The 25,036-nt window shown below is 31.5% G+C and carries 21 protein-coding genes; 7 read left to right on the forward strand and 14 right to left on the reverse strand.

The window, feature by feature from the left end; genetic code table 11:
* Nucleotides 1–3: 3 nt before the first annotated feature.
* The 5 genes from H574_RS0105465 to uvrC all read right to left on the reverse strand — a co-directional run bounded on the left by H574_RS0105465 (nt 4) and on the right by uvrC (nt 7,498).
* Nucleotides 4–783, reverse strand: a complete 780-nt coding sequence (locus tag H574_RS0105465; protein WP_027879596.1) for a DUF3108 domain-containing protein — start codon at nt 781–783, stop codon at nt 4–6.
* Nucleotides 784–927: 144 nt separating this feature from the next.
* Nucleotides 928–2,088 carry a 4-hydroxyphenylpyruvate dioxygenase gene (gene hppD, locus H574_RS0105470; protein WP_027879597.1) on the reverse strand — a complete coding sequence of 387 codons (1,161 nt, stop codon included), beginning with the start codon at nt 2,086–2,088 and terminating at the stop codon, nt 928–930.
* 13 nt (nt 2,089–2,101) lie between these two features.
* The gene (locus H574_RS0105475; protein WP_027879598.1) at nt 2,102–3,256 is read right to left on the reverse strand and encodes a homogentisate 1,2-dioxygenase; all 1,155 of its coding nucleotides are present in this window, start codon (nt 3,254–3,256) and stop codon (nt 2,102–2,104) included.
* Between the two features lie 217 nt (nt 3,257–3,473).
* Entirely contained in the window at nt 3,474–5,708 is a 2,235-nt protein-coding gene (locus H574_RS0105480; RefSeq protein ID WP_027879599.1) for a patatin-like phospholipase family protein, read from the reverse strand.
* Nucleotides 5,705–7,498: an excinuclease ABC subunit UvrC gene (uvrC, locus tag H574_RS0105485; RefSeq protein ID WP_027879600.1), complete on the reverse strand. Its 1,794-nt coding sequence runs from the start codon at nt 7,496–7,498 to the stop codon at nt 5,705–5,707. Before uvrC ends, H574_RS0105480 begins: the two co-directional genes overlap by 4 nt.
* Before the next feature lie 137 nt (nt 7,499–7,635).
* Here uvrC and H574_RS0105490 point away from each other — a divergent pair, with 137 nt between their 5' ends.
* Genes H574_RS0105490 through H574_RS0105505 form a run of 4 tightly spaced genes read left to right on the forward strand, consistent with a single transcriptional unit; the run spans nt 7,636 to nt 10,471 of the window.
* The gene (locus tag H574_RS0105490; RefSeq protein ID WP_027879601.1) at nt 7,636–8,055 is read left to right on the forward strand and encodes an ATP-dependent zinc protease family protein; all 420 of its coding nucleotides are present in this window, start codon (nt 7,636–7,638) and stop codon (nt 8,053–8,055) included.
* On the forward strand, nt 8,052–8,930 hold the full coding sequence (gene rimK / locus H574_RS0105495) for a 30S ribosomal protein S6--L-glutamate ligase (RefSeq protein ID WP_027879602.1): 879 nt from the start codon (nt 8,052–8,054) through the stop codon (nt 8,928–8,930). The genes H574_RS0105490 and rimK overlap by 4 nt, the downstream gene beginning before the upstream one ends.
* On the forward strand, nt 8,930–9,901 hold the full coding sequence (locus H574_RS0105500; protein WP_027879603.1) for a succinylglutamate desuccinylase/aspartoacylase family protein: 972 nt from the start codon (nt 8,930–8,932) through the stop codon (nt 9,899–9,901). Before rimK ends, H574_RS0105500 begins: the two co-directional genes overlap by 1 nt.
* 6 nt (nt 9,902–9,907) lie before the next feature.
* A complete protein-coding gene (locus tag H574_RS0105505) occupies nt 9,908–10,471 on the forward strand; it encodes a 5-formyltetrahydrofolate cyclo-ligase (protein WP_027879604.1) in 564 nt (187 codons plus the stop codon).
* On the opposite strand, the gene H574_RS0105510 is transcribed toward H574_RS0105505, so the two are convergent.
* From H574_RS0105510 to panC, 9 genes are all read right to left on the reverse strand, one after another.
* Nucleotides 10,468–11,094: a lipoprotein signal peptidase gene (locus H574_RS0105510; protein WP_027879605.1), complete on the reverse strand. Its 627-nt coding sequence runs from the start codon at nt 11,092–11,094 to the stop codon at nt 10,468–10,470. The genes H574_RS0105505 and H574_RS0105510 overlap by 4 nt on opposite strands.
* Nucleotides 11,095–11,155: 61 nt before the next feature.
* Entirely contained in the window at nt 11,156–11,779 is a 624-nt protein-coding gene (locus H574_RS0105515) for a DUF4097 family beta strand repeat-containing protein (RefSeq protein ID WP_155912589.1), read from the reverse strand.
* A 76-nt stretch (nt 11,780–11,855) separates the two neighbouring features.
* Nucleotides 11,856–12,239, reverse strand: a complete 384-nt coding sequence (locus tag H574_RS0105520; RefSeq protein WP_027879607.1) for a TraR/DksA family transcriptional regulator — start codon at nt 12,237–12,239, stop codon at nt 11,856–11,858.
* 5 nt (nt 12,240–12,244) lie between these two features.
* On the reverse strand, nt 12,245–15,649 hold the full coding sequence (gene ileS / locus H574_RS0105525; protein ID WP_027879608.1) for an isoleucine--tRNA ligase: 3,405 nt from the start codon (nt 15,647–15,649) through the stop codon (nt 12,245–12,247).
* Nucleotides 15,650–15,762: 113 nt separating this feature from the next.
* Nucleotides 15,763–17,124 (reverse strand): DNA repair protein RadA, encoded by a 1,362-nt coding sequence (gene radA, locus H574_RS0105530; RefSeq protein WP_027879609.1) that lies wholly within the window; start codon nt 17,122–17,124, stop codon nt 15,763–15,765.
* Nucleotides 17,124–18,269 (reverse strand): alpha/beta hydrolase, encoded by a 1,146-nt coding sequence (locus tag H574_RS0105535; protein ID WP_027879610.1) that lies wholly within the window; start codon nt 18,267–18,269, stop codon nt 17,124–17,126. Before H574_RS0105535 ends, radA begins: the two co-directional genes overlap by 1 nt.
* A gap of 35 nt (nt 18,270–18,304) precedes the next feature.
* Nucleotides 18,305–19,261, reverse strand: coding sequence for a lysylphosphatidylglycerol synthase transmembrane domain-containing protein (locus H574_RS0105540; protein WP_027879611.1), 957 nt, complete (start codon nt 19,259–19,261; stop codon nt 18,305–18,307).
* Nucleotides 19,262–19,612 carry an aspartate 1-decarboxylase gene (gene panD, locus H574_RS0105545; RefSeq protein WP_027879612.1) on the reverse strand — a complete coding sequence of 117 codons (351 nt, stop codon included), beginning with the start codon at nt 19,610–19,612 and terminating at the stop codon, nt 19,262–19,264.
* Nucleotides 19,613–19,625: 13 nt separating this feature from the next.
* Complete coding sequence (gene panC / locus H574_RS0105550; protein ID WP_027879613.1) at nt 19,626–20,474, reverse strand: pantoate--beta-alanine ligase; 849 nt, start codon at nt 20,472–20,474, stop codon at nt 19,626–19,628.
* Between the two features lie 109 nt (nt 20,475–20,583).
* On the opposite strand from panC, the gene H574_RS0105555 reads away from it, so the two are divergent.
* From H574_RS0105555 to glmS, 3 genes are read left to right on the forward strand one after another with little or no spacing between them, the layout of a single operon-like run.
* Nucleotides 20,584–21,393 (forward strand): glycogen/starch synthase, encoded by an 810-nt coding sequence (locus tag H574_RS0105555; protein ID WP_027879614.1) that lies wholly within the window; start codon nt 20,584–20,586, stop codon nt 21,391–21,393.
* Nucleotides 21,394–21,410: 17 nt separating this feature from the next.
* Complete coding sequence (locus tag H574_RS0105560) at nt 21,411–23,039, forward strand: BamH family beta-barrel-assembly machinery protein (RefSeq protein ID WP_027879615.1); 1,629 nt, start codon at nt 21,411–21,413, stop codon at nt 23,037–23,039.
* A 5-nt stretch (nt 23,040–23,044) separates the two neighbouring features.
* Nucleotides 23,045–24,892: a glutamine--fructose-6-phosphate transaminase (isomerizing) gene (gene glmS, locus H574_RS0105565; protein ID WP_027879616.1), complete on the forward strand. Its 1,848-nt coding sequence runs from the start codon at nt 23,045–23,047 to the stop codon at nt 24,890–24,892.
* Nucleotides 24,893–25,036 lie beyond the last annotated feature (144 nt).

Raw genomic sequence — 25,036 nt, forward strand, 5'->3', positions numbered from 1 at the left:
CGATTAATCTTCTACTAATATTTTAAATTGATGCTTTAGCCCTTTAAAAGCTTCTAAATCTGCTCTTAATGATCCTACAGCAAGGTCTGCTTTGATGCGCAAAGGTATTTTATTTTTATCATTAGATACCCAAAGTGTTAAACTTTCTTCTTCTTTAAATACACGACCAGCCATTACATAGGGTCTAAATATTAAAGCATCTACTTCTCCAAATTTTGTGTCTAAATTTTCTCTACCTAAATACTTCAGTTTAAAACCATAATTTTCTTCGTCAAAAAACATATCTAACTTAACCTCATCGCCTACTTTTAAGTTTTTGGTGTCTATATTATTTCTTAAATAATAAAAAGTTGACACCATATCTTGGATGTTTGGTTTTGTTGTAAATGACTTTTTAGTATTATGTTTTTTATTATGTACTAGTGCTTCTTTTTTGTCTTGATCAAAAGTGATTTCGATATCTTTTTTATGTCCTCCTTCATCAATTTTTCTGATAAACTTATAAGGCACAATAGATCGTTTATCAAAATAACTTTCATACCTATCCTCTACTTTAAAAAACCATTTTATTGCTCCTGTTGTCCAGCCTTTACCAACAACATGATACACTTGTTTTCCGTCTAAAACGGTTTCATTTACTTGTAGTGTGGCGTTACCTGCTTTTAAAAAACCGCTATAGCTCATTTTAAATTTAAACCATTCGCCTTTTTTAAAAGACGACTCTTGAGCATTAGTTAATTGCAATGCTAAGAGACATATTATAATTGGTAAAATTCTTTTCATAACATATTGTATTTGTAACACTTAATTAGCTTAAACATCTTTATTTAAACGTAGTATTACAATTACTATTCCAAAAATATAAAACAAAAAAATGCCATCAAATGTATAGATGGCATTTTTTTATTATTAAAAAGTAAACATATATTAAAGTGTACCTCTTTTTGCTTGCTCTCTTTCTATAGACTCAAACAAAGCTTTAAAGTTACCTGCTCCAAAACCACGTGCGCCCATACGCTGTATAATTTCAAAGAATAGTGTTGGTCTATCTTCTACTGGTTTTGTAAAAATTTGAAGTAGATATCCTTCATCATCGGCATCTATCATAATACCTAAACCTCTAAGTGTTTCGATATCTTCTCTTAGCTCGTGACTAAATTCTTCTAATCTTCCTGGTACCGCTTTATAATATTCTTCTGGTGGCGTTGATAAAAACTCTACACCTCTTGCTTTTAATTGTGATACTGTTGTAATAATATCGTCTGTTGCTACAGCTATATGTTGCACACCTGGTCCTTCGTAAAAGTCTAAATATTCTTCAATTTGAGAACGTTTTATACCTTCGGCTGGCTCATTGATAGGGAATTTTATACGACCATTACCATTACTCATCACTTTACTCATTAAAGCAGAATATTCGGTATGGATTTGCTTGTCATCAAAAGATAAGAAATTAACAAATCCCATTACATCTTCGTACCATTTTACCCAAGTATTCATTTCTCCCCAACCTACATTTCCTACCATATGGTCTATGTATTTTAGACCTACTGGTTCTGGATTGTAATCGCTTTCCCATTTTGTAAAACCTGGTAAAAATTGTCCGTTGTAGTTTTTACGTTCTACAAACATATGTACGGTTTCTCCATAGGTATAAATACCTGCTCTAACTACTTCACCAAATTCATCTTTTTCAACCGTCGGTTCCATAAAAGATTTTGCACCTCTTTTTGTAGTTTCTTCATAAGATTTTCTTGCATCTTCAACCCAAAGCGCTACAACCTTTACACCATCACCGTGTTTTACTATATGATCATTAATTGGTGATTTGCTGTTTAAAGGTGTTGTTAAAACAAGTCTTATTTTGTCTTGTTTTAAAACATAACTTACAGACTCTTTAGATCCTGTTTCTAATCCTTTATAAGCATAAGATTGAAATCCAAATGCTGTTTTATAAAAATGTGCAGCTTGTTTTGCGTTACCTACGTAAAACTCTACGTAATCTGTACCTAAAAGCGGAAGAAAATCTTGCGCGCCATCAAATATTTTTTCTAAACCGTAATCTACTGATTTTATTTCTTTACTCATTGTTTGTCTTTATTTATAACCAAGATTTAAAATAATCTTCGTCTGCTATTTTTAATGCTTCTTCTGTTACTTGTAACGGTTTAAATGTGTCAACCATTACTGCTAATTCGTCTGTTTTAACTTTTCCTATGCTTCGTTCTACAGCACCAGGATGTGGTCCATGTGGTATACCTGCTGGATGCAAACTAATGTGACCTGCATCAATATCATTACGACTCATAAAATCTCCGTCTACGTAATACAATACCTCATCACTATCTATATTACTATGATTATATGGCGCAGGAATTGAGTCTGGATGATAATCGTATAATCTTGGCACAAAACTACAAACTACAAATGCGTCTGTTTCAAAAGTCTGATGTACTGGTGGCGGTTGATGTATACGTCCTGTTATTGGCTCAAAATCATGTATAGAAAATGCATATGGATAGTTGTAACCATCGTAACCTACAACATCAAAAGGATGTGTTGCATAAACCATATCAAAAATATCATCTTGTTTTTTTACTTTGATTAAAAACTCTCCTTCTTCATTATAAGTTTCTAACTCTTGTGGTTGACGCAAATCGCGCTCGCAAAATGGAGAATGCTCTAATAATTGACCAAACCAGTTACGGTAACGTTTTGGAGTGTAAATCGGTCTTCTAGATTCTACAATAAACAATCTGTTATCTTCTGTATCAAAATCTAGTTTGTAAATTATACCTCTTGGTACTAACAGATAATCTCCGTATTTAAAATCTAAATTACCAAGCATAGTACGTAACTTACCTGTTCCTTTATGGATAAAAATAAGCTCGTCTGCATCAGTATTTTTATAAAAATAATCTTTAGTAGATTGTTTTGGAGCAGACAGTATAATACTACAATCACTATTAGTTAATACTGTTTTTCTGCTTTGTAGGTAATCATTTTCTGGTTTTACTTGAAAACCTCTAAATCTGTATGATTGTATATTATTTGACTTTGCTATTTTGGGCGCTACACTGTATTGCTTTTTAATTGCTTTTACTTTTGTAGGCGCATGCTCGTGATATGAATTTGTAGACATACCATCAAAGCCAATAGTACCAAATAGCTGCTCTGAATACAGAGACCCATCAGGTTTTCTAAACTGTGTATGTCGTTTAGGCGGTATCTTGCCTAATTTATGATAAAATGGCATTTTTAATATTTTTTATTAATGAAATATTAGAACTACGTCTAATTGTTTGTTAGCTAAGATAATTGAATACTATTCTGGATTTCTTTTAATAAGAAATTTTAAGTGTGATAGTAAGTGCATCCAAATAGTGTTCATATACTTCAAATATCGTATTTTTTTTAGAGTTTTGAAAGTCTTTTTTGTTAAGTTTAAACAAACTGATTTTCAAAAACTTAACTTAAAACCAATATCCTAAATTAAAAAACCAAAATCCTTTTTTTGTATCAGGAGAATATGTGTATTTAACTTCTACAGGACCTAAAAAAGTTTCTAAAGAATATCCAAGAGCATAACCAGAATATTGAGGCCAAGATAACCACTCTCCATCATCAAATAATCTGTCTTCAACATTGGCGTAATTTGCTGCCAATATTAAATGGTTTTTTGGCACAAAATTATAATCTAAACTTACAGATCCTTTGATATAAGAGTCTGCAGCAATACTTAAAAAATCATAACCATAAAAAGGTTTAAAATTATTTATAAAGTCATTACCATAACCACCTAATACAAAGTCTAAAAATCTATTTGCTTTAGGGTTGATCTTAAAACCTCCATCTGATGTAATATTAAAAGATAATTTATCTGTTGCTCTAAAAGCATAACCTACTTCTGCTTTTAGGATTGAAAAAGGCGAAAAATCTCCTCCAAAATCTGATGAATATAAGTAGTAATTACCTTGTGCGTTAAAGTACATTCCTCTTGTAGGAAAGTATTTGCTATCATAAGAATCAAACTTAAGACTACCAAAAACACTTAAGTAATTACTATTTTCAAAAACAGTTTCTTCTTCATCTTCTTCAGTAATTATTGTTTCTGTTTTTACTTTTAGTTTTTTATGTTCTGCACCGATAGTAAACACTAAATCATTTCTAAACAACGTTTGAAAAAAGAATTGATTGGTAAAATCTGATAATTCTGCATTAATTTTATTTACTCCTGCACTTGATATTTCTAATTCAGACAGAAAAGCAGAAGACACAACTCCGTTATCAAACTCACTAAATCTAGAGTTAACTCCTATACTCCAATAAATTCCTTTATCAATAAAATAATCAAAATTATATCTTACATGATCACCTACTATAAAATCTAAAGAAGCCACATCATTTTTTAACAAAAACTGCTTTTTAGTAATATTAGCTAAAATGGCACTTTTATATAAATCGTCGTAATGTAAAGCAAACTTTAAGAAAGTGGTTTTTTTAGATTCTCTTACTTTAGTTATTAACTTATAACCATCGTCTTCTTCTGGCTTAAGCTCATAAAAGAAATTATCAAAGTTATTAGTAGCCACTAAATTATTTGCTCCCAAAGTAAGATCTTTATAAGCTATTTTAGAATATGGTCTTAACTGAAGTTTACCTAACACATAAGACCTGGTGTATTTTTCTAAACCGTGAGTTTCTATATAATTAAGCCTAATGCTATCTGGAGATTTTTGTATTTGTGTTTTTATTCTTGGTTTAATCTGTTTGTCTTTTAATTGATTTAGTTGTTCTAAATTTTGCAAAGCTGCTTTTTCTCCATTATCAATAATCTCTCTTCCATCATCAAAAGAGACAACTGTAAATTTAGATATATCTGGTTTAATGTATATGTCTGTTTCTTCAGACTTTTTAACCATATCATTTATGGTTCTAAAATTATTTATTTGAAATAATATTGCTGGTGCAGAAGATAAATCTGTACGATTTGCTAAACCATCTTGTACATCTACGCCAATAATTATATCTATTCCTTTAGCTCTTAACTCTTCTATGGGATAGTTATTGACTACTCCACCATCTATTAATAATTGATCTTTAATTAAAACCGGTTCAAATAATGAAGGAAAAGCGCCGCTTGCTTTAACTGCTTGTGCTAAATTACCTTTATCTAGCACAACTTGTTTACCAGTTTCTACATCTGTTGCGATACAGAAAAAAGGTATAGGAAGCTCACTAAAATCTTTTTTATTACAAACATTAATTAAAAGCTTACTTAATAAATTAAAAGTGTTTTGTCCTTTTGATAATGCTGAAGGCAATTTCATCTTAAAATTATCAAATGGTAAGGTTACTGCGTATTTTTCTGAAATTTCTCTTTCATAATTAGATTTGGCTTCTCTTGGCAGTTTGTCTGTAATAATATTATCAAAATTTACGCCTTGAAAAATAGAATCTAGCTGTTTACCAGAATAACCTGATGCGTATAAAGAACCAATAATTGCTCCCATACTTGTTCCTGCAACATAATCTACCCTTATTCCTAGACTATCAATAACTTTTAAGGCTCCAATATGTGCAAATCCTTTAGCGCCTCCACCGCTTAAAACTAGACCTACTTTTGGTTCTTTTATATTTTTTTCTTGGGCATTAACAACTGTATTTACAGTTAGTAATAGCAAAATAGCGATGATAAATGGTTTCATTCTTTATGGTAATGGTTGTAAATTTTTGATGCTCTAGATACGCCTACTACTTCTTCTAACTCATCTAGTTTTGCATTAGCTATTCTTTTGGTTGATTTAAATTTTTTAAGTAACTCTACAATAGTTTTTTCGCCAATACCTGGTATCGTATCTAAAGCACTATTTAACGCATTTTTGCTTCGTCTATTACGGTGATGCTCTATACCAAATCTATGAGCTTCGTTACGTAATTGTTGTATTATTTTAAGCGTTTCGCTTTTTTTATCTAAATATAACGGAATTGGATCGTTTGGATAAAATAATTCTTCTAAACGTTTTGCAATTCCGATAATGGCAATTTTTCCTCTTAAACCTAAAAGATCTAAACTTTTTAATGCTGAAGATAATTGTCCTTTTCCTCCATCTATTATTATTAACTGCGGTAACGGTTGTTCTTCTTCTAATAACCGCTTGTAACGACGGAAAACGACTTCTTCCATAGATGCAAAATCGTCTGGTCCTTCTACTGTTTTAATATTAAAATGGCGGTAATCTTTCTTGCTTGGTTTACCATTTTTAAAGACTACACAAGCCGCAACTGGATTAGTCCCTTGTATGTTAGAGTTGTCAAAACACTCTATATGTCTTGGCTCTTCAGATAATCTTAAATCGGCTTTCATTTGTGCCATTATCCTATTGGCGTGACGATCTGGATCTGTGATCTTTATTTGTTTAAAACGCTCCATCCTATAATACTTTGCGTTTCTTAAAGACAGATCTAAAATGTGTTTTTTATCTCCTAGTTGTGGTACTGTTACTTTAATTTCTTCACCTATATTTACCTTAAAAGGTACGTAAATTTCTTTTGATTTAGAGTTGAAACGTTCTCTTATTTCAACAATTGCTAATTCTAGTAACTCTTTATCGGTTTCGTCTAACTTTTTCTTTATTTCTAAAGTGTGAGACCGGATGATGGATCCATAAGATATCTGAAGAAAATTGATATAGCCAAAACTCTCGTCACTAACAATAGAAAATACATCTACATTACTTATTCTTGGGTTTATAATTGTAGATTTTGCTTGATAATTTTCTAAAACTTCAATTTTTTCTTTAATGCGTTGCGCATCTTCAAACTGCATTTTTTCGGCATAATCCTTCATTTGCTGTTTAAATTGTCCTAAAGAGTCTTTAAAGTTTCCTTTAATTATTTCGCGAATTGCCTTTATATTTTCTTGATAATCTTCTTCGGTTTGATAGCCTTCACAAGGACCTTGACAATTTCCTAAATGATATTCTAGACATACTTTATACTTACCGTCTTCTATTTTATCTTCGGCTAAATCATAATTACACGTACGTAATTGATACAATCCTTTTATTAAATCTAATAAGGTATGTACGGTTTTCATACTTGTGTAAGGTCCAAAATATTCGCTTCCGTCTTTTATTAAACGACGTGTTGGAAATACACGCGGAAAGCGTTCTTTTTTAATACAAATCCAAGGATAAGACTTATCATCCTTTAACAACACATTATAACGCGGCTTATGCTTTTTAATTAGATTATTTTCTAATAGTAAAGCATCGGTTTCGGTCTCAACAACAATAAATTTGATGTCTGCAATACGTTTTACTAAAACTCTAGTTTTACCACTGTCATGTGTTTTTGTAAAGTAAGAACTTACACGTTTTTTAAGGTTTTTTGCTTTACCAACATAAATTATATTACCTTCTTTGTCGTAATACTGATAAACACCAGCAGATTCTGGAATGGTTTTTAATTGAATATCTAAGTTGGTTTTACTCATAAATTAATAGTAAATAGGTGTAAAATCTAGTGGTACTCAAAGGTAATTATTTAATAGTTTTTAATTAAAACTTTAACCAAAATTAAATTTTAAGCAATGTTATATTTACTACATTGCGCGACTTTTAAATAAAAAAAATGACAAAGAAAATTATAGGAAGAACAGATTGTATAGACTTCCCTAAATTAAATTTATTAAACATTAATTGTAAGATAGATACTGGCGCTTACACATCAAGCATACATTGTTCTAACATTACACTTACTGACCAAGGTTTACTTTGCTTTTTTGATGATAATAAAACCGAAAAATCAGAGCCTGTTTTATTTAAAGAGTACAGTTTAACCGATGTAAAAAGCAGTAATGGCTTTGTAGAAAACCGATACAAAATAAAAACTGATGTTGTTTTTTTTGGTAAAACCTACAAGATTAACTTAACTTTAAGCACAAGAAGCGACATGAGGTTTCCTGTTTTAATAGGCAGGCAATTTTTAAAACGAAAATTTTTAGTTGATGTCGATTTACAAAACCAATCATTTAATAAAAAAGTAGAATGAATATAGTTATTCTATCGCGCAACGCAGGTTTATACTCAACAGATAGATTAGTTGAAGAAGCCGAAAATAGAGGTCATAAAGTAGAAGTTATAGATCCTTTAAAATGCGATATTATTATTGAAAAAGAAAAACCAACAATTTACTATAAAGATCGCTATTTAGATTACGTAGATGCAGTTATACCACGTATTGGCGCTTCGGTTACATTTTATGGTTGTGCAGTAGTAAGGCAATTTGAAATGATGGGTGTATTTACTACAGTAACTTCAGATTCTATCCTACGATCAAGAGACAAGTTAAAAAGTTTACAACGTCTTAGTAAAAGAGGAATTGGTATGCCTAAAACAGTATTTACCAACTACTCAAGAGATGTAGAAGAAGTTATAGACCATGTTGGTGGTCCACCAGTTATCATAAAACTTTTAGAAGGTACACAAGGTCTTGGTGTTGTCTTAGCAGAAACTAAAAATGCTGCCGAATCTGTCTTGGAAGCTTTTAATGGTTTACAAGCCAGAGTAATTGTACAAGAATTTATTAAGGAAGCTAAAGGCGCAGATCTTAGAGCTTTAGTAGTAGACGGTCAAGTTGTTGGCGCAATGAAACGCCAAGGTAAAGAAGGCGAATTTAGATCTAATTTACATCGTGGTGGTAGCGCAAAAATCATAAAACTTTCTGAAGCAGAACTTCGTCTTGCCATGAATGCTTCTAGAGCATTAAAACTTCCCGTTTGTGGCGTAGACATGCTACAATCTGAAAGAGGACCTTTACTGCTAGAAGTAAACTCTACACCAGGATTAGAAGGCATAGAAAAAGCTACAGGAAAAAATATTGCTAAAAGCATTATAACTTATTTAGAACGAAACAGTAACGCTTAATGATTTATCAACAAAAGGACTTACATATTTTAGATGAAATTATAAAACCCGGTAAAAGTGCAGAACTAAGCTTTAATGTTGCACATTTACACACACGTACTCCAGTAGATGTTCCTGTTATTATAGAACGCTCTAAAAAACCTGGACCTACAATTTTGTTTACTGCTGGCATACATGGCGACGAAGTAAATGGTATTGAAATTGTACGTCAATTAATTTCAAAAGGAATAAATAAACCTAAAGTTGGGACCACAATTTGTATTCCTGTTTTAAACATCTTTGGGTTTATTAATATGGAACGCGAATTTCCTGATGGCAGAGACTTAAATCGTGTTTTTCCTGGAATAAAAAATGGCTCTTTGGCCAGTCGTGTTGCGCATACTTTAGTAACCGAAATTATACCTGAAGTAGACTTTATTGTCGATTTTCATACCGGTGGCGCTTTTAGGTTTAATGCACCGCAAATACGTATTGCTCCTGGTAATGAAGATGATGATGTTATGGCAGAAATATTTGGAGCGCCATTTATCTTATACTCTAAAAACCTAAACAAATCATTTAGAAAAACGTGTAACGAGCTTGGTAAACCTATCCTTCTTTTTGAAGGCGGAAAATCGTTTCATATAGACAAAACAGTCACTAACACAGGTGTTAATGGCGCCAAACGCATCCTAAATCACTTTGGCATGCTAAGAAAAAAATATAATGTTTCTGAGCCTAAAAAAGCATGTATAAAAATATTAGATAGCAAATGGCAACGTGCAAGCTTTTCTGGTATGTTTAAAGCTAATGTAGATTTAGGTCAATATATAAAAGAAGGTGACACCATTGGTAATATTACAGATCCTTACGGAAAATTTAATCACTTTGTAAAAGCTAAACATGATGGTTACGTGTTTAATATAAATGAATCTCCTATTGTTTATCAAGGTGATGCTTTATTTCATATTTCAACAGAAATAGTTAAATAATTAAAAATGAATAAAGCCCGATTACGCCAAAAATATAAAGCTTTAAGACAACAACTTACCGAAGAACAAATAGATCAATTTAGCATTGATATTGCTAACCAATTATTAAAACTAGCTATTTGGGATTACAATGTGTACCACTTATTTTTAACTATTGAATCACAGAAAGAAATTCAAACTGAATTTATTTTAAATATTCTATCCGGAAAAGATAAAAACATAGCTATTTCTAAAAGCAATTTTGAAAGCAACACATTAACCAATTACCTGTTATCGGACAATACCACTTTAAAACTTAATCAATATAACATACCAGAGCCTGTTAGTGGTATTGAGATACCAAATCATAATATAGATGTTGTATTTATACCGCTTTTAGCTTTTGATTTAAAGGGAAATAGAGTTGGTTATGGCAAAGGATTTTACGATAACTTTTTATCCAATTGTAGACCAGACACTGTAAAAATAGGTTTATCTTTTTTTGAAGCTGAAGCTGAAATTAAGGATGCTTATGAAGGTGATATTGCTTTAGATTATTGTGTAACACCTGATAAGGTTTACAAATTCTAAGCATCTTCTGTTTTTGGAAACGCTTTTTTATTAAAGAAAATTAATATTCCAAAACCAATACTAATAGCTACGTCTGCAATGTTAAAAACAGGCTCAAAAAAAGTAAAGTATTTACCGCCAACACTTGGTATCCATTCTGGCAAATATCCTTGCCAAATCGGGAAGTATAACATATCTACTACCTTACCGTGCAACATACTATCGTAACCTTGTTCTGGCATAAATGTAGCTACTTGACCAATACTATCGTCAAATAAAACACCGTAAAACACAGAATCTAATATATTACCCAAAGCACCAGCAAACACAAAGATAAGTGCAACATTAAGCATTTTAGATTGCTGCCTTTTAATGCTATTATACAACCAATATCCAATACCAATAATTGCAAAAATCCTGAAGACAGTTAGACTTACTTTTGCAGTACGATCACTAATAAAAGGAAACAAATCACTTAGTTTTGTTCCCCAAGCCATACCGCTATTTTCTATAAAATAAATTTTAAACCAATCAAAAACAGCAACATCTTCTCCTAATACAAAATGTGTTTTTACATATATTTTACTTACTTGATCAATAAGTAAAATTAAGATGATAAAGATTGTAGCATTTTTTAGGCTCATAAAGTATAGACTTGTCAACTATGATTAAGATAACAAGGATTAGTTTTAAACAAAAATAGGCTTATTTTTTAAATTTAGAGACGTTTATATTTCCGTTAACAGTTTGTAGGTTTAATTGATGTAATGCTAATTTAAATTGCACAACGTCTACTATTCCTGTTTTACTTTTTGCAATGGTTTTTGCGTTGTTTGTTTTAATATTAATAGTTCCGTTTATAGTATTTATTGTTGCATTACCAAAAAACGGATCTAACGTACAATTACCAGTTTTTAATTCTATAAACACATTTGGAAATTGACCTTCTATTTTAGTTTGCGCAATATCACTTTTAATATTTAAATCAATATGTTTTGGAATACTTAATTGCAACTCTACAGACAATACTTTATGCGCACTTAACTTGTCATTATCTGCTTTAAATAAAGGTTGAAAGTCTGTAGACAACCTTAAAATATCTTGATTAATACTATCGATTATCACTAAATTTTCTGAATGCTCGCCTTCAAATTTAACCAACAAATCTATAGTATTAGATTCACTATTCTTAATGTTAATCTTAAAAATTCCTTCACCATCAATATCAACTTTTTTGATTTTCTGTGCATTCCATTGTTTTTCGGTTTGCTTCTGTGCAATAGAACAATGAACAATTAAAAGAAAAAATAAGACGAGTTTGAATTTCAAAATTTGTGGAAATAAAAAACGCTTCAATTCAACTAATTGAAGCGTTAATTTTTTAAATTATATATTAAGCAACAGCTTATTTTTGCATGTTTTTTGCTTCAATACTTAAGGTTGCGTGTGGCACAAGCTCTAAACGTTTTTTGTTTATTAACTTACCTGTTACACGACAAATACCATAGGTTTTATTCTCTATACGGATTAAAGCATTTTTTAAATCACGAATAAATTTTTCTTGTCTAATAGCTAATTGCGAGTTAGACTCTTTACTCATTACTTCACTACCTTCGTCAAACGCTTTAAAAGTAGGTGAGGTATCGTCTGTACCATTATTATGATCGTTCATATAAGCACTTTTTATTAAATCTAAATCGTGCTGTGCTTTATCGATTTTTTCTTGAATTAAAGCCTTGAACTCTGCTAAGTCTTTATCAGAGTATCTTACGTTTGTATCTGTTGCCATAATTTTTAATTTTTTTGAATAGACAATTTGGTATTTACGTCATCAAAAGCAATTTCTATACCATTATCTATTTGGTTAATAATTTCAAGATTATCAGTTAAGGTTTCGGTCTTAATATAATCTAGATTGTTGTTAATAGCCTGCTCGATATTTTGGTCGTTTTGGATTTGTACAGTAATTCTATCTGTTACTTCAAATCCTGAGTCTTTACGTAGGTTTTGAATTCGGTTTACTAATTCTCTTGCAATACCTTCTTCACGTAATGGCTCTGTAATAGTTACATCTAAAGCTACTGTTATTTTACCTTCGTTTGCAACTAACCAACCTTCAATATCTTGCGATGTTATTTCAACATCTTCACGTTGTAATGTAATAATTTTTCCATTACAATCGATGTCTAAAGTGTTATTTTGTTCAATATTTTTAATATCGTCTGCGCCAAGTTTTTGTATCTCACTAGCAATCAACTTCATATCTTTACCAAAACGTGGTCCAAGTACTTTAAAGTTTGGTTTTATTTGCTTAACTAAGATATCTGAAGCGTCTTCTAAAAGCTCGATTTCTTTAATATTAACCTCGTGTTTTATTAAGTTTTCTACCGCTTTTATTTCTTCTCTTTGCTGTGCAGAATCTACAGGAATCATAATTTTCTGTAGTGGCTGACGTACTTTAATTTTCTCTTTAGCTCTTAACGATAATACTAATGAAGAAATTGTTTGCGCGTTCTCCATTTTTCGCTCCAAAGATTTATCTACAAAGCTTGCATCGTATTTAGGGAAATCTGAAAGGTGAACACTTTCAAACGTCTCTTTTTTAGTTACGCTATTTAAGTCTAAATACAGCTTATCCATAAAGAATGGTGCAATTGGCGCGCCTAACTTTGCAATGGTTACCATACACGTATACAGCGTTTGGTAAGCCGAAATTTTATCGGTTTGGTAATCGCCTTTCCAGAAACGTCTTCTGCTTAAACGTACGTACCAGTTACTTAAGTAATCTTGTGTAAAATCTGAAATAGCACGCGCTGCTTTTGTAGGCTCATATTCGGCATAATATTCGTCTACTTTTTGAATTAAGGTGTGTAATTCTGAAAGAATCCAACGGTCTAATTCTGGTCGTTCTGCTAAAGGAATTTCTGCTTCAGCATAACTAAATTTATCTAAATTGGTATATAAGCTGAAGAACGAATACGTATTGTACAACGTACCGAAAAACTTACGTTTTACTTCTTCTACACCTTCGATATCAAATTTTAAGTTGTCCCATGGATTGGCATTACCAATCATGTACCAACGTGTAGCATCTGCACCGTAATTATCTAAGGTTTCAAAAGGATCTACTGCGTTACCTAAACGCTTAGACATTTTTTGTCCGTTTTTATCTAAAACTAATCCGTTTGAGACTACATTTTTATACGCTACAGAATCGAAAACCATAGTACCAATTGCGTGCAATGTGTAAAACCAACCTCGTGTTTGGTCTACACCTTCGGCAATAAAATCGGCAGGATAAGCTTCGTTATTATCAATTAAGTTTTTGTTTTCAAACGGGTAATGCCACTGTGCGTAAGGCATTGATCCTGAATCAAACCAAACGTCTATCAAGTCGCTTTCGCGCTTCATTGGTTGACCAGATGGCGATACTAACGTAATTTGATCTACAATGTTTTTGTGTAAATCTATTTTATCGTAGTTGTCTTCAGACATGTTACCAACTTCAAAGTCTTCAAAAATATCCTTTTGAAATACGCCTGCTGAAACAGCTTTAGCCATTTCGGTTTTTAATTCTTCAACAGAACCGATACAGATTTCTTCTTTACCATCTTCTGTACGCCAAATTGGTAACGGAATTCCCCAATAACGTGAGCGTGATAAATTCCAATCGTTTGCATTAGCTAACCAGTTACCAAAACGTCCTTCTCCTGTAGATTTTGGTTTCCAGTTAATGGTTGTATTTAACTCATGCATTCTATCTTTTACGTCGGTTACTTTGATAAACCAAGAATCTAATGGATAATATAAAATTGGTTTATCTGTACGCCAACAGTTTGGATAGCTATGCTTGTATTTTTCTACTTTAAAGGCTTTGTTTTCAATTTTAAGTTTGATGGCAATTTCTACATCAACTGACTTTTCTGGTGCTTCACCTTCTGCGTAATATTCGTTTTTCACATATTTACCAGCAAACTCAGTCACTTCTGGTCTAAATTTACCTTGTAAATCTACTAATGGCACCAAGTTATCATTCTCGTCTTTTACCAACATTGGTGGTATTTCTGGTGTAGCTTGTTTTGCCACTAAAGCATCATCTGCTCCAAAGGTTGGCGCTGTATGTACGATACCTGTACCGTCTTCAGTCGTTACGAAATCTCCAGATATTACTCTAAATGCATTTTCAGGATTATCATTTGGTAATACGTAATCTAACAATTGTTCGTACTTGATACCAACTAGATCTTTTCCTTTAAATTCTTTTACGATGTAAAAAGGAATTTTCTTGTCACCTTCTTTATATTCAATTAATTCTGGCTTTGTTTCAACTTGCTTATACTTACCGTCAAATTGTTTACCAACAAGATTTTTAGCCAATATCACATTCATAGGTTTGAAGGTATATTGGTTATACGTTTCGACTAAAACGTAATCTATTTTTGGACCAACGGTTAATGCTGTATTACTTGGTAATGTCCAAGGTGTTGTAGTCCAAGCTATAAAATGAATATCGCCTTCGTTTTGTAAAAAGTCTGGTAACGTATCTGCTACAGCTTTAAACTGTGCTACTACAGTTGTATCTGTTACATCTTGGTATGTTCCTGGTTGATTAAGCTCGTGAGAACTTAATCCTGTTCCTGCTTTTGGAGAATATGGCTGAATGGTATAGCCTTTATACAGCAATTCTTTATTGTAGATTTGCTTTAACAACCACCAAACACTTTCCATATATTTTGGCTTATAGGTAATGTATGGATCGTCCATATCTACCCAATATCCCATTTGTTGAGTTAGGTTATTCCAGATATCTGTGTAACGCATTACAGCTTTACGGCACGCTGCGTTATACTCTTCTACTGTAATTTTTTTACCAATATCTTCTTTGGTAATTCCTAACTCTTTTTCTACACCTAATTCTACTGGTAAACCATGTGTATCCCAACCAGCTTTACGCTTTACTTGGTAACCTTTCATGGTTTTATACCTTGGAAAAATATCTTTTATTGCACGTGCTAATACGTGGTGTACACCAGGTAAACCGTTTGCAGATGGCGGACCTTCAAAAAACACAAAAGGTTCTGCGTTTTCGCGAGAGGTTACACTTTTTTCGAAGATATTATTGTCTTCCCAATAGTTAAGAATTTCTTCTGCTACTTTTGGTAAGTTAAGTCCTTTATATTCAGGAAATCCAGTATTCATGTTTTCGTTTTTCTTATAAGAGTCGCGAAATTAATGAATTCTGTTTAAAAGTCTGATTTTTGAGCATAAAAAAAGCTTCAAATTGAAGCTCTTAAAGAAGAATTTTAATAATTCTAACTTAAAAAATCTACAATATCTTCAATTTTTGAAACCAATTGAATTTTTATTCCTTTAGGTTTAATAGTAATCTTATTGTATTTAGACACAAAAATGGTTGAAAAACCTAGCTTTTCAGCTTCGAGAATACGTTGCTCTACACGTTGTACTGGTCTAATTTCTCCAGACAGACCAACTTCTGCAGCAAAACAAAAATCGGTTTGAAGTGGCTCGTCTTCATTTGAAGATAAAATGGCAGCTACTACTGCTAAATCTATTGCTGGATCATCAACATTAATGCCTCCAGTTATATTTAAAAATACGTCTTTAGCGCCTAATCTAAATCCTGCACGCTTTTCTAAAACTGCCAATAACATATTTAAACGTTTGGCATTAAAACCTGTAGCACTTCGTTGAGGCGTACCATAAACAGCCGTACTTACTAGCGCTTGTACTTCTATCATTAAAGGACGCATACCTTCTAAAGTTGCAGCAACTGCATTACCTGATAAAGCTTCGTCTTTTTGAGAAATTAAAATTTCGCTTGGGTTAGAGACTTCTCTTAAACCAGATCCCTGCATTTCATAAATACCTAGCTCGTTTGTAGATCCAAAACGATTTTTGTTTGCTCTTAAAATCCTGAATACATGGTTACGATCGCCTTCAAACTGAAGTACAGTATCTACCATATGTTCTAGTATTTTAGGTCCTGCAATGTGACCATCTTTTGTAATATGCCCGATAAGAATTACCGGTGTATTAGTTTCTTTAGCAAACTTGATTAGCTCTGTAGTACATTCTTTAATTTGCGAAATGCTTCCGCTAGAACTTTCAATATAATCACTATGCAATGTTTGAATGGAATCTACAATAACTATATCAGGCTCAATTGCTTCAATTTGCTTAAAGATATTTTGTGTTTTGGTTTCGGTTAAAATGTAGCAGGTTTCGTTATTTGGATTAATACGTTCTGCTCTCATTTTTATTTGTTTCTGGCTTTCTTCACCTGAAATATACAACGTTTTGTAAGGTAATTTTAAGGACACTTGAAGCAGCAATGTACTCTTACCTATACCTGGTTCTCCTCCTAAAAGTGTTAAAGATCCTGGTACAATTCCGCCTCCTAAAACACGGTTAAATTCGGCATCATTAGTATCTAATCTTACATCTTGAGACGAATCAATTTCTTTTAGCTTTAAAGGCTTTGAAACTCTTTTTGAAGTGTTGGATGTTGATGTTTTCCAATCGTTTTTTTCAGGCTTTTGCACCACTTCTTCTACAATGGTATTCCACTCTTTACAAGATGTACATTGACCCTGCCACTTAGAAAATTGTGTGCCACAATTTTGACAAAAAAACGTTGTTTTTACTTTTGCCATTAATACCCAAAGTCTGCTTTAATTTGTTCTGCTAACTCTAAAACTAAATCTTTTGTAATACCTCCTATTTCTTGTAAAACATATGCAGATTGATATGTTTTCATTGCTTTTTTAGACTTACCTGTTTCTTCGTAAAAACGTCCTAAATAATAATGTCCAAGTAAGGTGTCTGGGTATTCTTCACGAGCTAAATTACCTAAATCTTCAAAGTATTCGTACTTTTCTTTTTTCTTGATTGCTGCTTCGATTGCTTTAAAATCGTTAATTAAGATTGGCTTTTTTATACCAAAAAGCGTTTCTATAGTTTCATATTTTTCTTTTAAATAATCAACCGGATTTCCTTCAAGATTTAGAACAGTTTCTTTGTATTCTTTTAAACTTATTGGTTGAAATACTAAGAATATTTTTTGTAAAGCTTTTGGGATAGCCTGCGCAGGTAAAGAATAATGTGTCGCGTCTGTAAAAACTTCAGAATGATCTAAAAGATTATCATTTTCTATTGAAGAAATACTTTTTGCTAACGCTTCGGTTTCTTCTTTAATGTTACCCTTATCATTGTTTGCTGCTGCTAAATAATAGAATATTTTTTGTTCTAATTTTGGCATTTTCTCTGTTAGATATGTTTTCATATCTGGCGCCAAACTTGGACTTAAACTAATATATGCTTGAAATAAAGGAACTCCTTTTAATAAATAGTAATTAATATAGTTTGCTGTTTGCCCATGTCCAACTGCAACTTTAAAATTTTCTGTACGGAAATTTTTATCTATAAACGGAATAAGCTCCATACTTACAAACTCAAAAAAAGCAGCACCAGTCTCTATTGGTAGCGAGTTTTGCTCGCTGTAAAAACAATCTGCTTCACGTTTTTGATATTGATTTATTCCTACTACGATTGCTTCTGGCATATCTTCCCAATAGGCTGCATAATCTACGTTTCCTGCTACGATTTCGAATAAATAATCTCCGTCAAAAACAACAACTACAGGATATTTTTTATCTGAAGTATCGTAGTTACGTGGTACTTGAATTTTTAATTGACGAGATTCGCCTAACTTTTCAGAGTTTATTTCTTTATAAATGGTTTGGGATGTTAGCGTATTGCTTAAAACTAACGTTATTAGCAGTAATAAAAAACGTTTCATAAGGTTAATAGATTAAGTTTAGTGCAATGTACAAATTATTTGTTTCGGTTAAAAAAAGGAAGATACAATAAAGATAGTCCTCCTAAAACAAATATTAATAGGGTTTGGGATGTCCACATAATCCACCCAAATGCACGACTTGGATCTTCAGGTAAACCAAATAATGTGAAAGCTATTACAATTGCTTCTGGGTATGATCCAATACCACCGTTTGTTGCTGCTATACTAAAAGTAGCTAAAATAAACCCTATTAAAACAGCTCCAATAGAAACACTCCCTAAATCTTTTATAGCAAATGTTGTTATATAAAACATTGAAATATACATTGCCCAGATAAAAAGTGTATGGAAGATAAAAGCCCACTTTTTTTTCATTTTAAAGACACTTAACGCACCTTCTATTAAACCATTGGCAAAATTTTTAATTTTGATAGCTATTTTTGAACTACTCTTTTTGATATAAATTATTGAAAGAAATCCTAAAATCAATAAAATTGAAAAGGCAATTATAAGCTTGATTGGATTGAATTTTTCTGCAAAAAAATTAAAGATGAATTCAAATTGAAGTATTAGCGTAACTCCTATTATTAATAGCATGACTATAAAGTCTGCAACACGCTCTGCAACAATAGTCCCAAAACCTTTTTGAAAAGGCACACCTTCGTAATTTGTTAAGACGGTTGCTCTTGCCACTTCGCCTGCTCGTGGTATAGTGTAATTTATTAAATAAGCAGCAAAAACTGCCATTATACTATTACCCATTTTTACTTTATAACCCATTGGCTCTAACATAAACAACCAACGGTAAGCTCTTGATAAATGACTTAATAAACCAAAAATAACACCTAAAAAGATATAAAGATAATTGGCATTTTTAAAATATTCTAATAAGCCAGAGATTGATATTTTAGATAAAGAATACCAGATTAAAAAAACTCCCAATAAAATTGGGAGCACTATTTTTAAAACTTGTATTATCGGTCTTTTAGACATCTATTTTAGAAGATTTGTTGCTTCATCAGGAAATACTAATGATGGTTTAAACACCTTAGCTTCTTCTATATCCATAAAAGCATAAGTGATTAAAATTAACACATCTCCTGGAGATACTAATCTTGCTGCTGCTCCGTTTAAGGTTATTTCACCAGAATTACGTGGACCTGGTATTGCATAGGTCTCTAATCGTGCGCCATTATTATTATTTACAATCTGCACTTTTTCGCCTTGAATAATATTGGCTGCATCCATTAAATCTTCATCAATGGTTATACTTCCAATATAATTTAGGTCTGCACCTGTTACTTTTACACGATGAATTTTTGATTTTACTACTTGAATTTGCATGGGACAAAGATAATTAATTTAAAGCTATATTGTCAATTAGCCGAATTTTTCCTGCATATACTGCAATAAAAGCTCTGTATTGCTTGTTTTTAGATTTACGTTTTGCTGTTTTTAGGGTTGCTTCGTCTGCTATGGTAAAATATTCCAACTCTAACAATTCGTGATTAGCAAACTGATTTTCAACCCATTCTATAACTTTATTAGCACTTTTTGTGCCAAACTTTTCTTTGGCAGCTTTTAATGTCTTATAAATAAAAGGCGCTACTACCTTATGCTCTGGTTTTAATCTTGTGTTACGAGAACTTAACGCTAAACCATTAGCGTCTCGTTTAATTTTACAACCTACAATATTAACAGGTATATTATATTTTGAAACTAGCTTTTTTATAATTGCTAATTGCTGAAAGTCTTTTTCTCCAAAATAAGCATTATTAGGCTTTACTATATCAAACAAAAGTTTTACAATTGTTCCTACGCCATCAAAATGACCGTCTCTAAATTTACCTTCCATTTGATGTTCTAATCCATCAAAATTAAATTTTTGAGATTTAGTTTCACCTTCATAAATATCCTCTACCGTTGGTGCATAAACAATAATTTTATCAGATAAAGTATTTAACAAGTCAACGTCTTGTTGTAAATTTCGTGGATATTTTTTTAAATCTTCAGAGTTATCAAACTGTGTTGGATTTACAAAAACACTAACTATAACCAGATTATTATTAGCTAAAGCCTCTTCAACTAAACTTAAATGACCTTGATGTAATGCACCCATAGTTGGTACAAATCCAACGGTCGTATTTTCTTCCTTTAAAGAAGAAATCTTAGCATTAAGTTCGTCTTTTTTTCTAAAAACAATCATTGTTTATTATTTAATTAACGCATGCAAACTTAATCTTTTAGTGGCAATCTGCATAAAATTTTGTACTTTTGCGTGTTTTTTAATTTTAATTCTAAAAAGCTAGTAATTTATGAAAGATAAGAGGATATTATATGTATCATCTGAAGTGGTGCCTTATTTACCAGAAACTGAAATTTCGTCAATGTCGTTTGAAACACCTAGAATGGTGAATCAACAAGGAGGGCAAATAAGAATTTTTATGCCTAGATATGGCAATATAAATGAAAGAAGACACCAATTACATGAAGTAATACGCTTATCTGGAATAAACCTTGTTATTAACGATTTAGATATGCCTTTAATTATTAAAGTTGCATCTATACCTAAAGAAAGAATTCAGGTATATTTTATCGATAATGACGAATACTTTAAAAGAAAAGCAACATTTACAGATGAAAACGGTAACCTTTTTGAAGATAATGACGAACGCGCTATTTTCTTTGCAAAAGGAGTAATTGAAACTGTAAAAAAATTAAATTGGTCACCAGATATCATTCATGTTCATGGTTGGCTAGCATCTTTATTGCCATTATACTTAAAACAGTTTTATAAAGACGAACCTTTGTTTAATCAAAGTAAAATTGTAACATCTGTTTACAGCCAAAGCTTTGATGAGACGCTAAATAAAGATCTAATTAATAAAATAAAATTTGATGGTATAGAAGAAGACCAGATTAAGGTTTTAGAAAATCCTACATACTCAAACCTAATGAAGGTTGCAATAGACCAATCTGACGCTTTAATAGTTGGTTCTGAAGATATTCCTGAAGATTTAACAAAACATTTAAAAGATTCTAAAAAACCTGTCTTAGATTACCAACCGAAAGATGAATTTAGTGAAGCTTACACTAATTTTTACAATAATGACGTTTTAAGCTAATAAAAGCATAAAAATTAATGAAAAAATATATAAGTAAAGCCTTTCAACCACTAGCTATATTAGGTTTAATCGCTTTAGTCACTGTAGGTTGCGACAGAGATTACTTAAATGTTGATAGCGATATAAGAGGCGTACAAAACTTTGAAACCAATCGTAAAGTTTTCCCTTTTGTTTCTTATACTAAAAAAAGTAATCCAATTCAAACTAACGGATTACCAAACAATCTATTAGGTGTTTATCATGATGATATGCAACCTTACGGAGCTACAGAAGCAAGTATTATAACTCAAGTTTTACCAACAAACTTATCCCCAGATTTTGGTGTAAATCCAACACTTCAATCTGTAAAACTTTACATACCATATTATTCTGAAATAGAAAGTACAGATGATGATGGAGTTTCTACATACACATTAGATTCTGTTTTTGGTAATCAATCCGCAACATTTAAACTTTCTATTTACAGAAGCAATTACCTGTTAAGAGACTTAGATCCTGCTTCAGATTTTGAAGACCAACAGCTTTATTACTCAAACATATTTGAAACTATAGATGTAAACTCTCAAACACTAGAGTTACTTTATGAAAACAACGATTTTTCAATTAGTAATTCTACTCACAGTGTTATTAATGAAGATGATGAAACAGAAGTTTTAGCTCCTGGAATTTATGTAGATCTTTTTAATGACAGCAACGCAAACATCATTAATCTAAGCGATTGGGAAAATTTATTTTTTCCTTATCAAGACAGCGAAGAACTTTCAAACAACAGTAGTTTTTATAATTACTTCAGAGGATTAATTTTTAAAGTAGAAGACAATACTGGAGATGGTAGTATGGCTATGCTTAACTTAGGTGATGCCAATGCTAATATAACTTTAGAATATACCTATTACGATGAAGATGATGTTGATCAAGAAGAATTATTAACAGGCCAATACACTTTAGACTTTACAGGAATTAAAGCTAACAACTTTAATAATTTATATACCACGCCTACAGATGGTGACGCAACTTTAGGTGATGACAATTTGTATTTAAAAGGAATGAATGGAAACTTTTCTGTCATTAAATTATTTGAAGGTACAGTTCAAGATGAATCTGGAAGTGATGTTCCTGCTCTAGAATATTTTAAAGAAAAAAATGAAAAATGGTTAATTAATGAGGCAGACTTAATTTTTTACGTAAATCAAGATCTTGTTAATAACCAAAGTAGTTCTAATGATGTTGAATCAGAAAGAGTAATACTTTATGATTTAAAAAACAATGTACCTATCATAGATTATTATTTTGATGCTTCGAGCAACTTTTTAAGCCCAATAAACTCAAAAATTATTTATGCGCCACGTTTAGAAAGAGACGAAGATGAAAATGGAATTAGATACAAATTTAGATTAACAGAGCATGTTAAAAATATTCTTATAAGCGACTCGACAAATTTAGATTTAGGAATATTTGTTTCAACTAACGTAAACAACATATCCACTTCAAGAATAATAAACACAACTGAAGAAGATATGATTAATTTTGTTCCTTCAAGTTCAACTATCTCTCCTAAAGGTACTGTACTTTATGGTAGTAAAGAATCTGTTCCTGAAGAAAACAGAGCAACTTTTGAAATTTATTACACAGAAACCGAAAACTAAAAATTATGTGTGGAATTGTAGGCTACATAGGAAAAAAAGAAGCTTATCCTATAGTAATGGAAGGCTTAAAAAGACTAGAATATAGAGGTTACGATAGTGCCGGTATAGCTCTATACGATGGATCAGAACTAAAGTTATCAAAAACAAAAGGTAAAGTTGCTGATTTAGAAGAAAAAGTTAAAACAGAAATCTCAAAAGATGGTTCTGTAGGAATAGGTCATACACGTTGGGCTACTCATGGTGTACCAAACGATGTAAATTCTCATCCACATTATTCTAACTCTGGTGATTTAGTAATAATTCATAATGGAATTATTGAAAACTATGAATCTATAAAAAAAGAGTTAATCAAACGTGGTTACACTTTCAAATCAGATACAGATACCGAAGTTTTAATAAACCTAATTGAAGACGTTAAGAAAAACGAAAAAGTTAAATTAGGAAAAGCAGTACAAATTGCACTAAACCAAGTTGTAGGAGCATATGCTATTGCTGTTTTTGACAAAAATAAACCAGACGAAATAGTCGTAGCTAAATTAGGAAGTCCATTAGCTATAGGTGTTGGAGAAGAAGAGTTTTTTATAGCAAGTGATGCATCACCTTTTTTAGAATACACTAAAAAAGCTATTTATTTAGAAGATGAAGAAATGGCTATTGTAAGACTTAAAAAAGGAGTTAAAATAAGAAAAATCAAAAACGATTCTTTAGTAGACCCTTACATTCAAGAATTAAAAATAAATTTAGAACAAATAGAAAAAGGTGGTTATGAACATTTCATGCTTAAAGAAATTCATGAACAACCTAATGCTATAAAAGACACCTACAGAGGAAGATTAAGAGTCAATGATAGTATTATAAAAATGGCTGGTATTGATGATAATCTAGAAAAATTCTTAAACGCTAATAGAATTATTATCGTCGCATGTGGTACCTCTTGGCATGCTGGATTAGTTGCAGAATATATATTTGAAGACCTAGCAAGAATACCTGTTGAAGTAGAATACGCTTCTGAGTTTAGATACCGTAATCCAGTAATTTCAGAAAAAGATGTTGTAATAGCAATCTCTCAATCTGGTGAAACTGCAGATACACTTGCAGCCATTAAATTAGCTAAACAAAAAGGAGCTTTTGTTTTTGGTGTCTGTAATGTTGTTGGTTCTTCTATAGCTAGAGAAACACACGCAGGTGCTTACACTCATGCAGGACCAGAAATTGGTGTTGCTTCAACAAAAGCATTTACAACTCAAATTACAGTACTAACGCTTATAGCTTTAAAATTAGCTAAATCTAATGGAAATTTATCTAATTCTGAATTTCAAAAACATTTAGTAGAATTAGAGTTGATACCTAATAAAGTAGCTGAAGCTTTAAAATCTGACGACCATATAAAAATGGTAGCAGAAACTTACAAAGACGCAAAAAACTGTTTATACTTAGGTAGAGGTTTTAATTTCCCGGTAGCTTTAGAAGGTGCTCTAAAACTAAAAGAAATTTCTTATATCCATGCAGAAGGTTATCCTGCTGCAGAAATGAAACACGGGCCAATTGCATTGATTGATGATCAAATGCCAGTATTTGTAATTGCAACAAAAAAAGGGCATTATGAAAAAGTAGTAAGCAATATCCAAGAAATAAAATCAAGGTCAGGTAAAATAATAGGAATTGTAACTAAAGGTGACCAAGACGTAAAAGAATTGGCAGATCATGTCATTGAAGTTCCAGAAACTATTGAATCTTTAACTCCTTTATTAACAACAATACCATTACAACTTTTATCTTATCATATTGCTGTGATGTTAGGCAAAAATGTTGATCAACCAAGAAACTTAGCAAAATCAGTTACGGTAGAATAAAAAACTGAATAAATTACACTAGCTTCAAAATCTTAAAATATTCAATAATCACTGGTGATTTTTACGAATAATAGATTTTGAAGCTATTTTTTTTCGCAAAAACTTATTATGCACGCATAATTTTCTTTCACTTTTTTTTAAGAT

It is taken from the genome of Mesoflavibacter zeaxanthinifaciens DSM 18436, assembly GCF_000422365.1.
In the GTDB taxonomy this organism is placed as follows: Bacteria; Bacteroidota; Bacteroidia; order Flavobacteriales; family Flavobacteriaceae; genus Mesoflavibacter; species Mesoflavibacter zeaxanthinifaciens.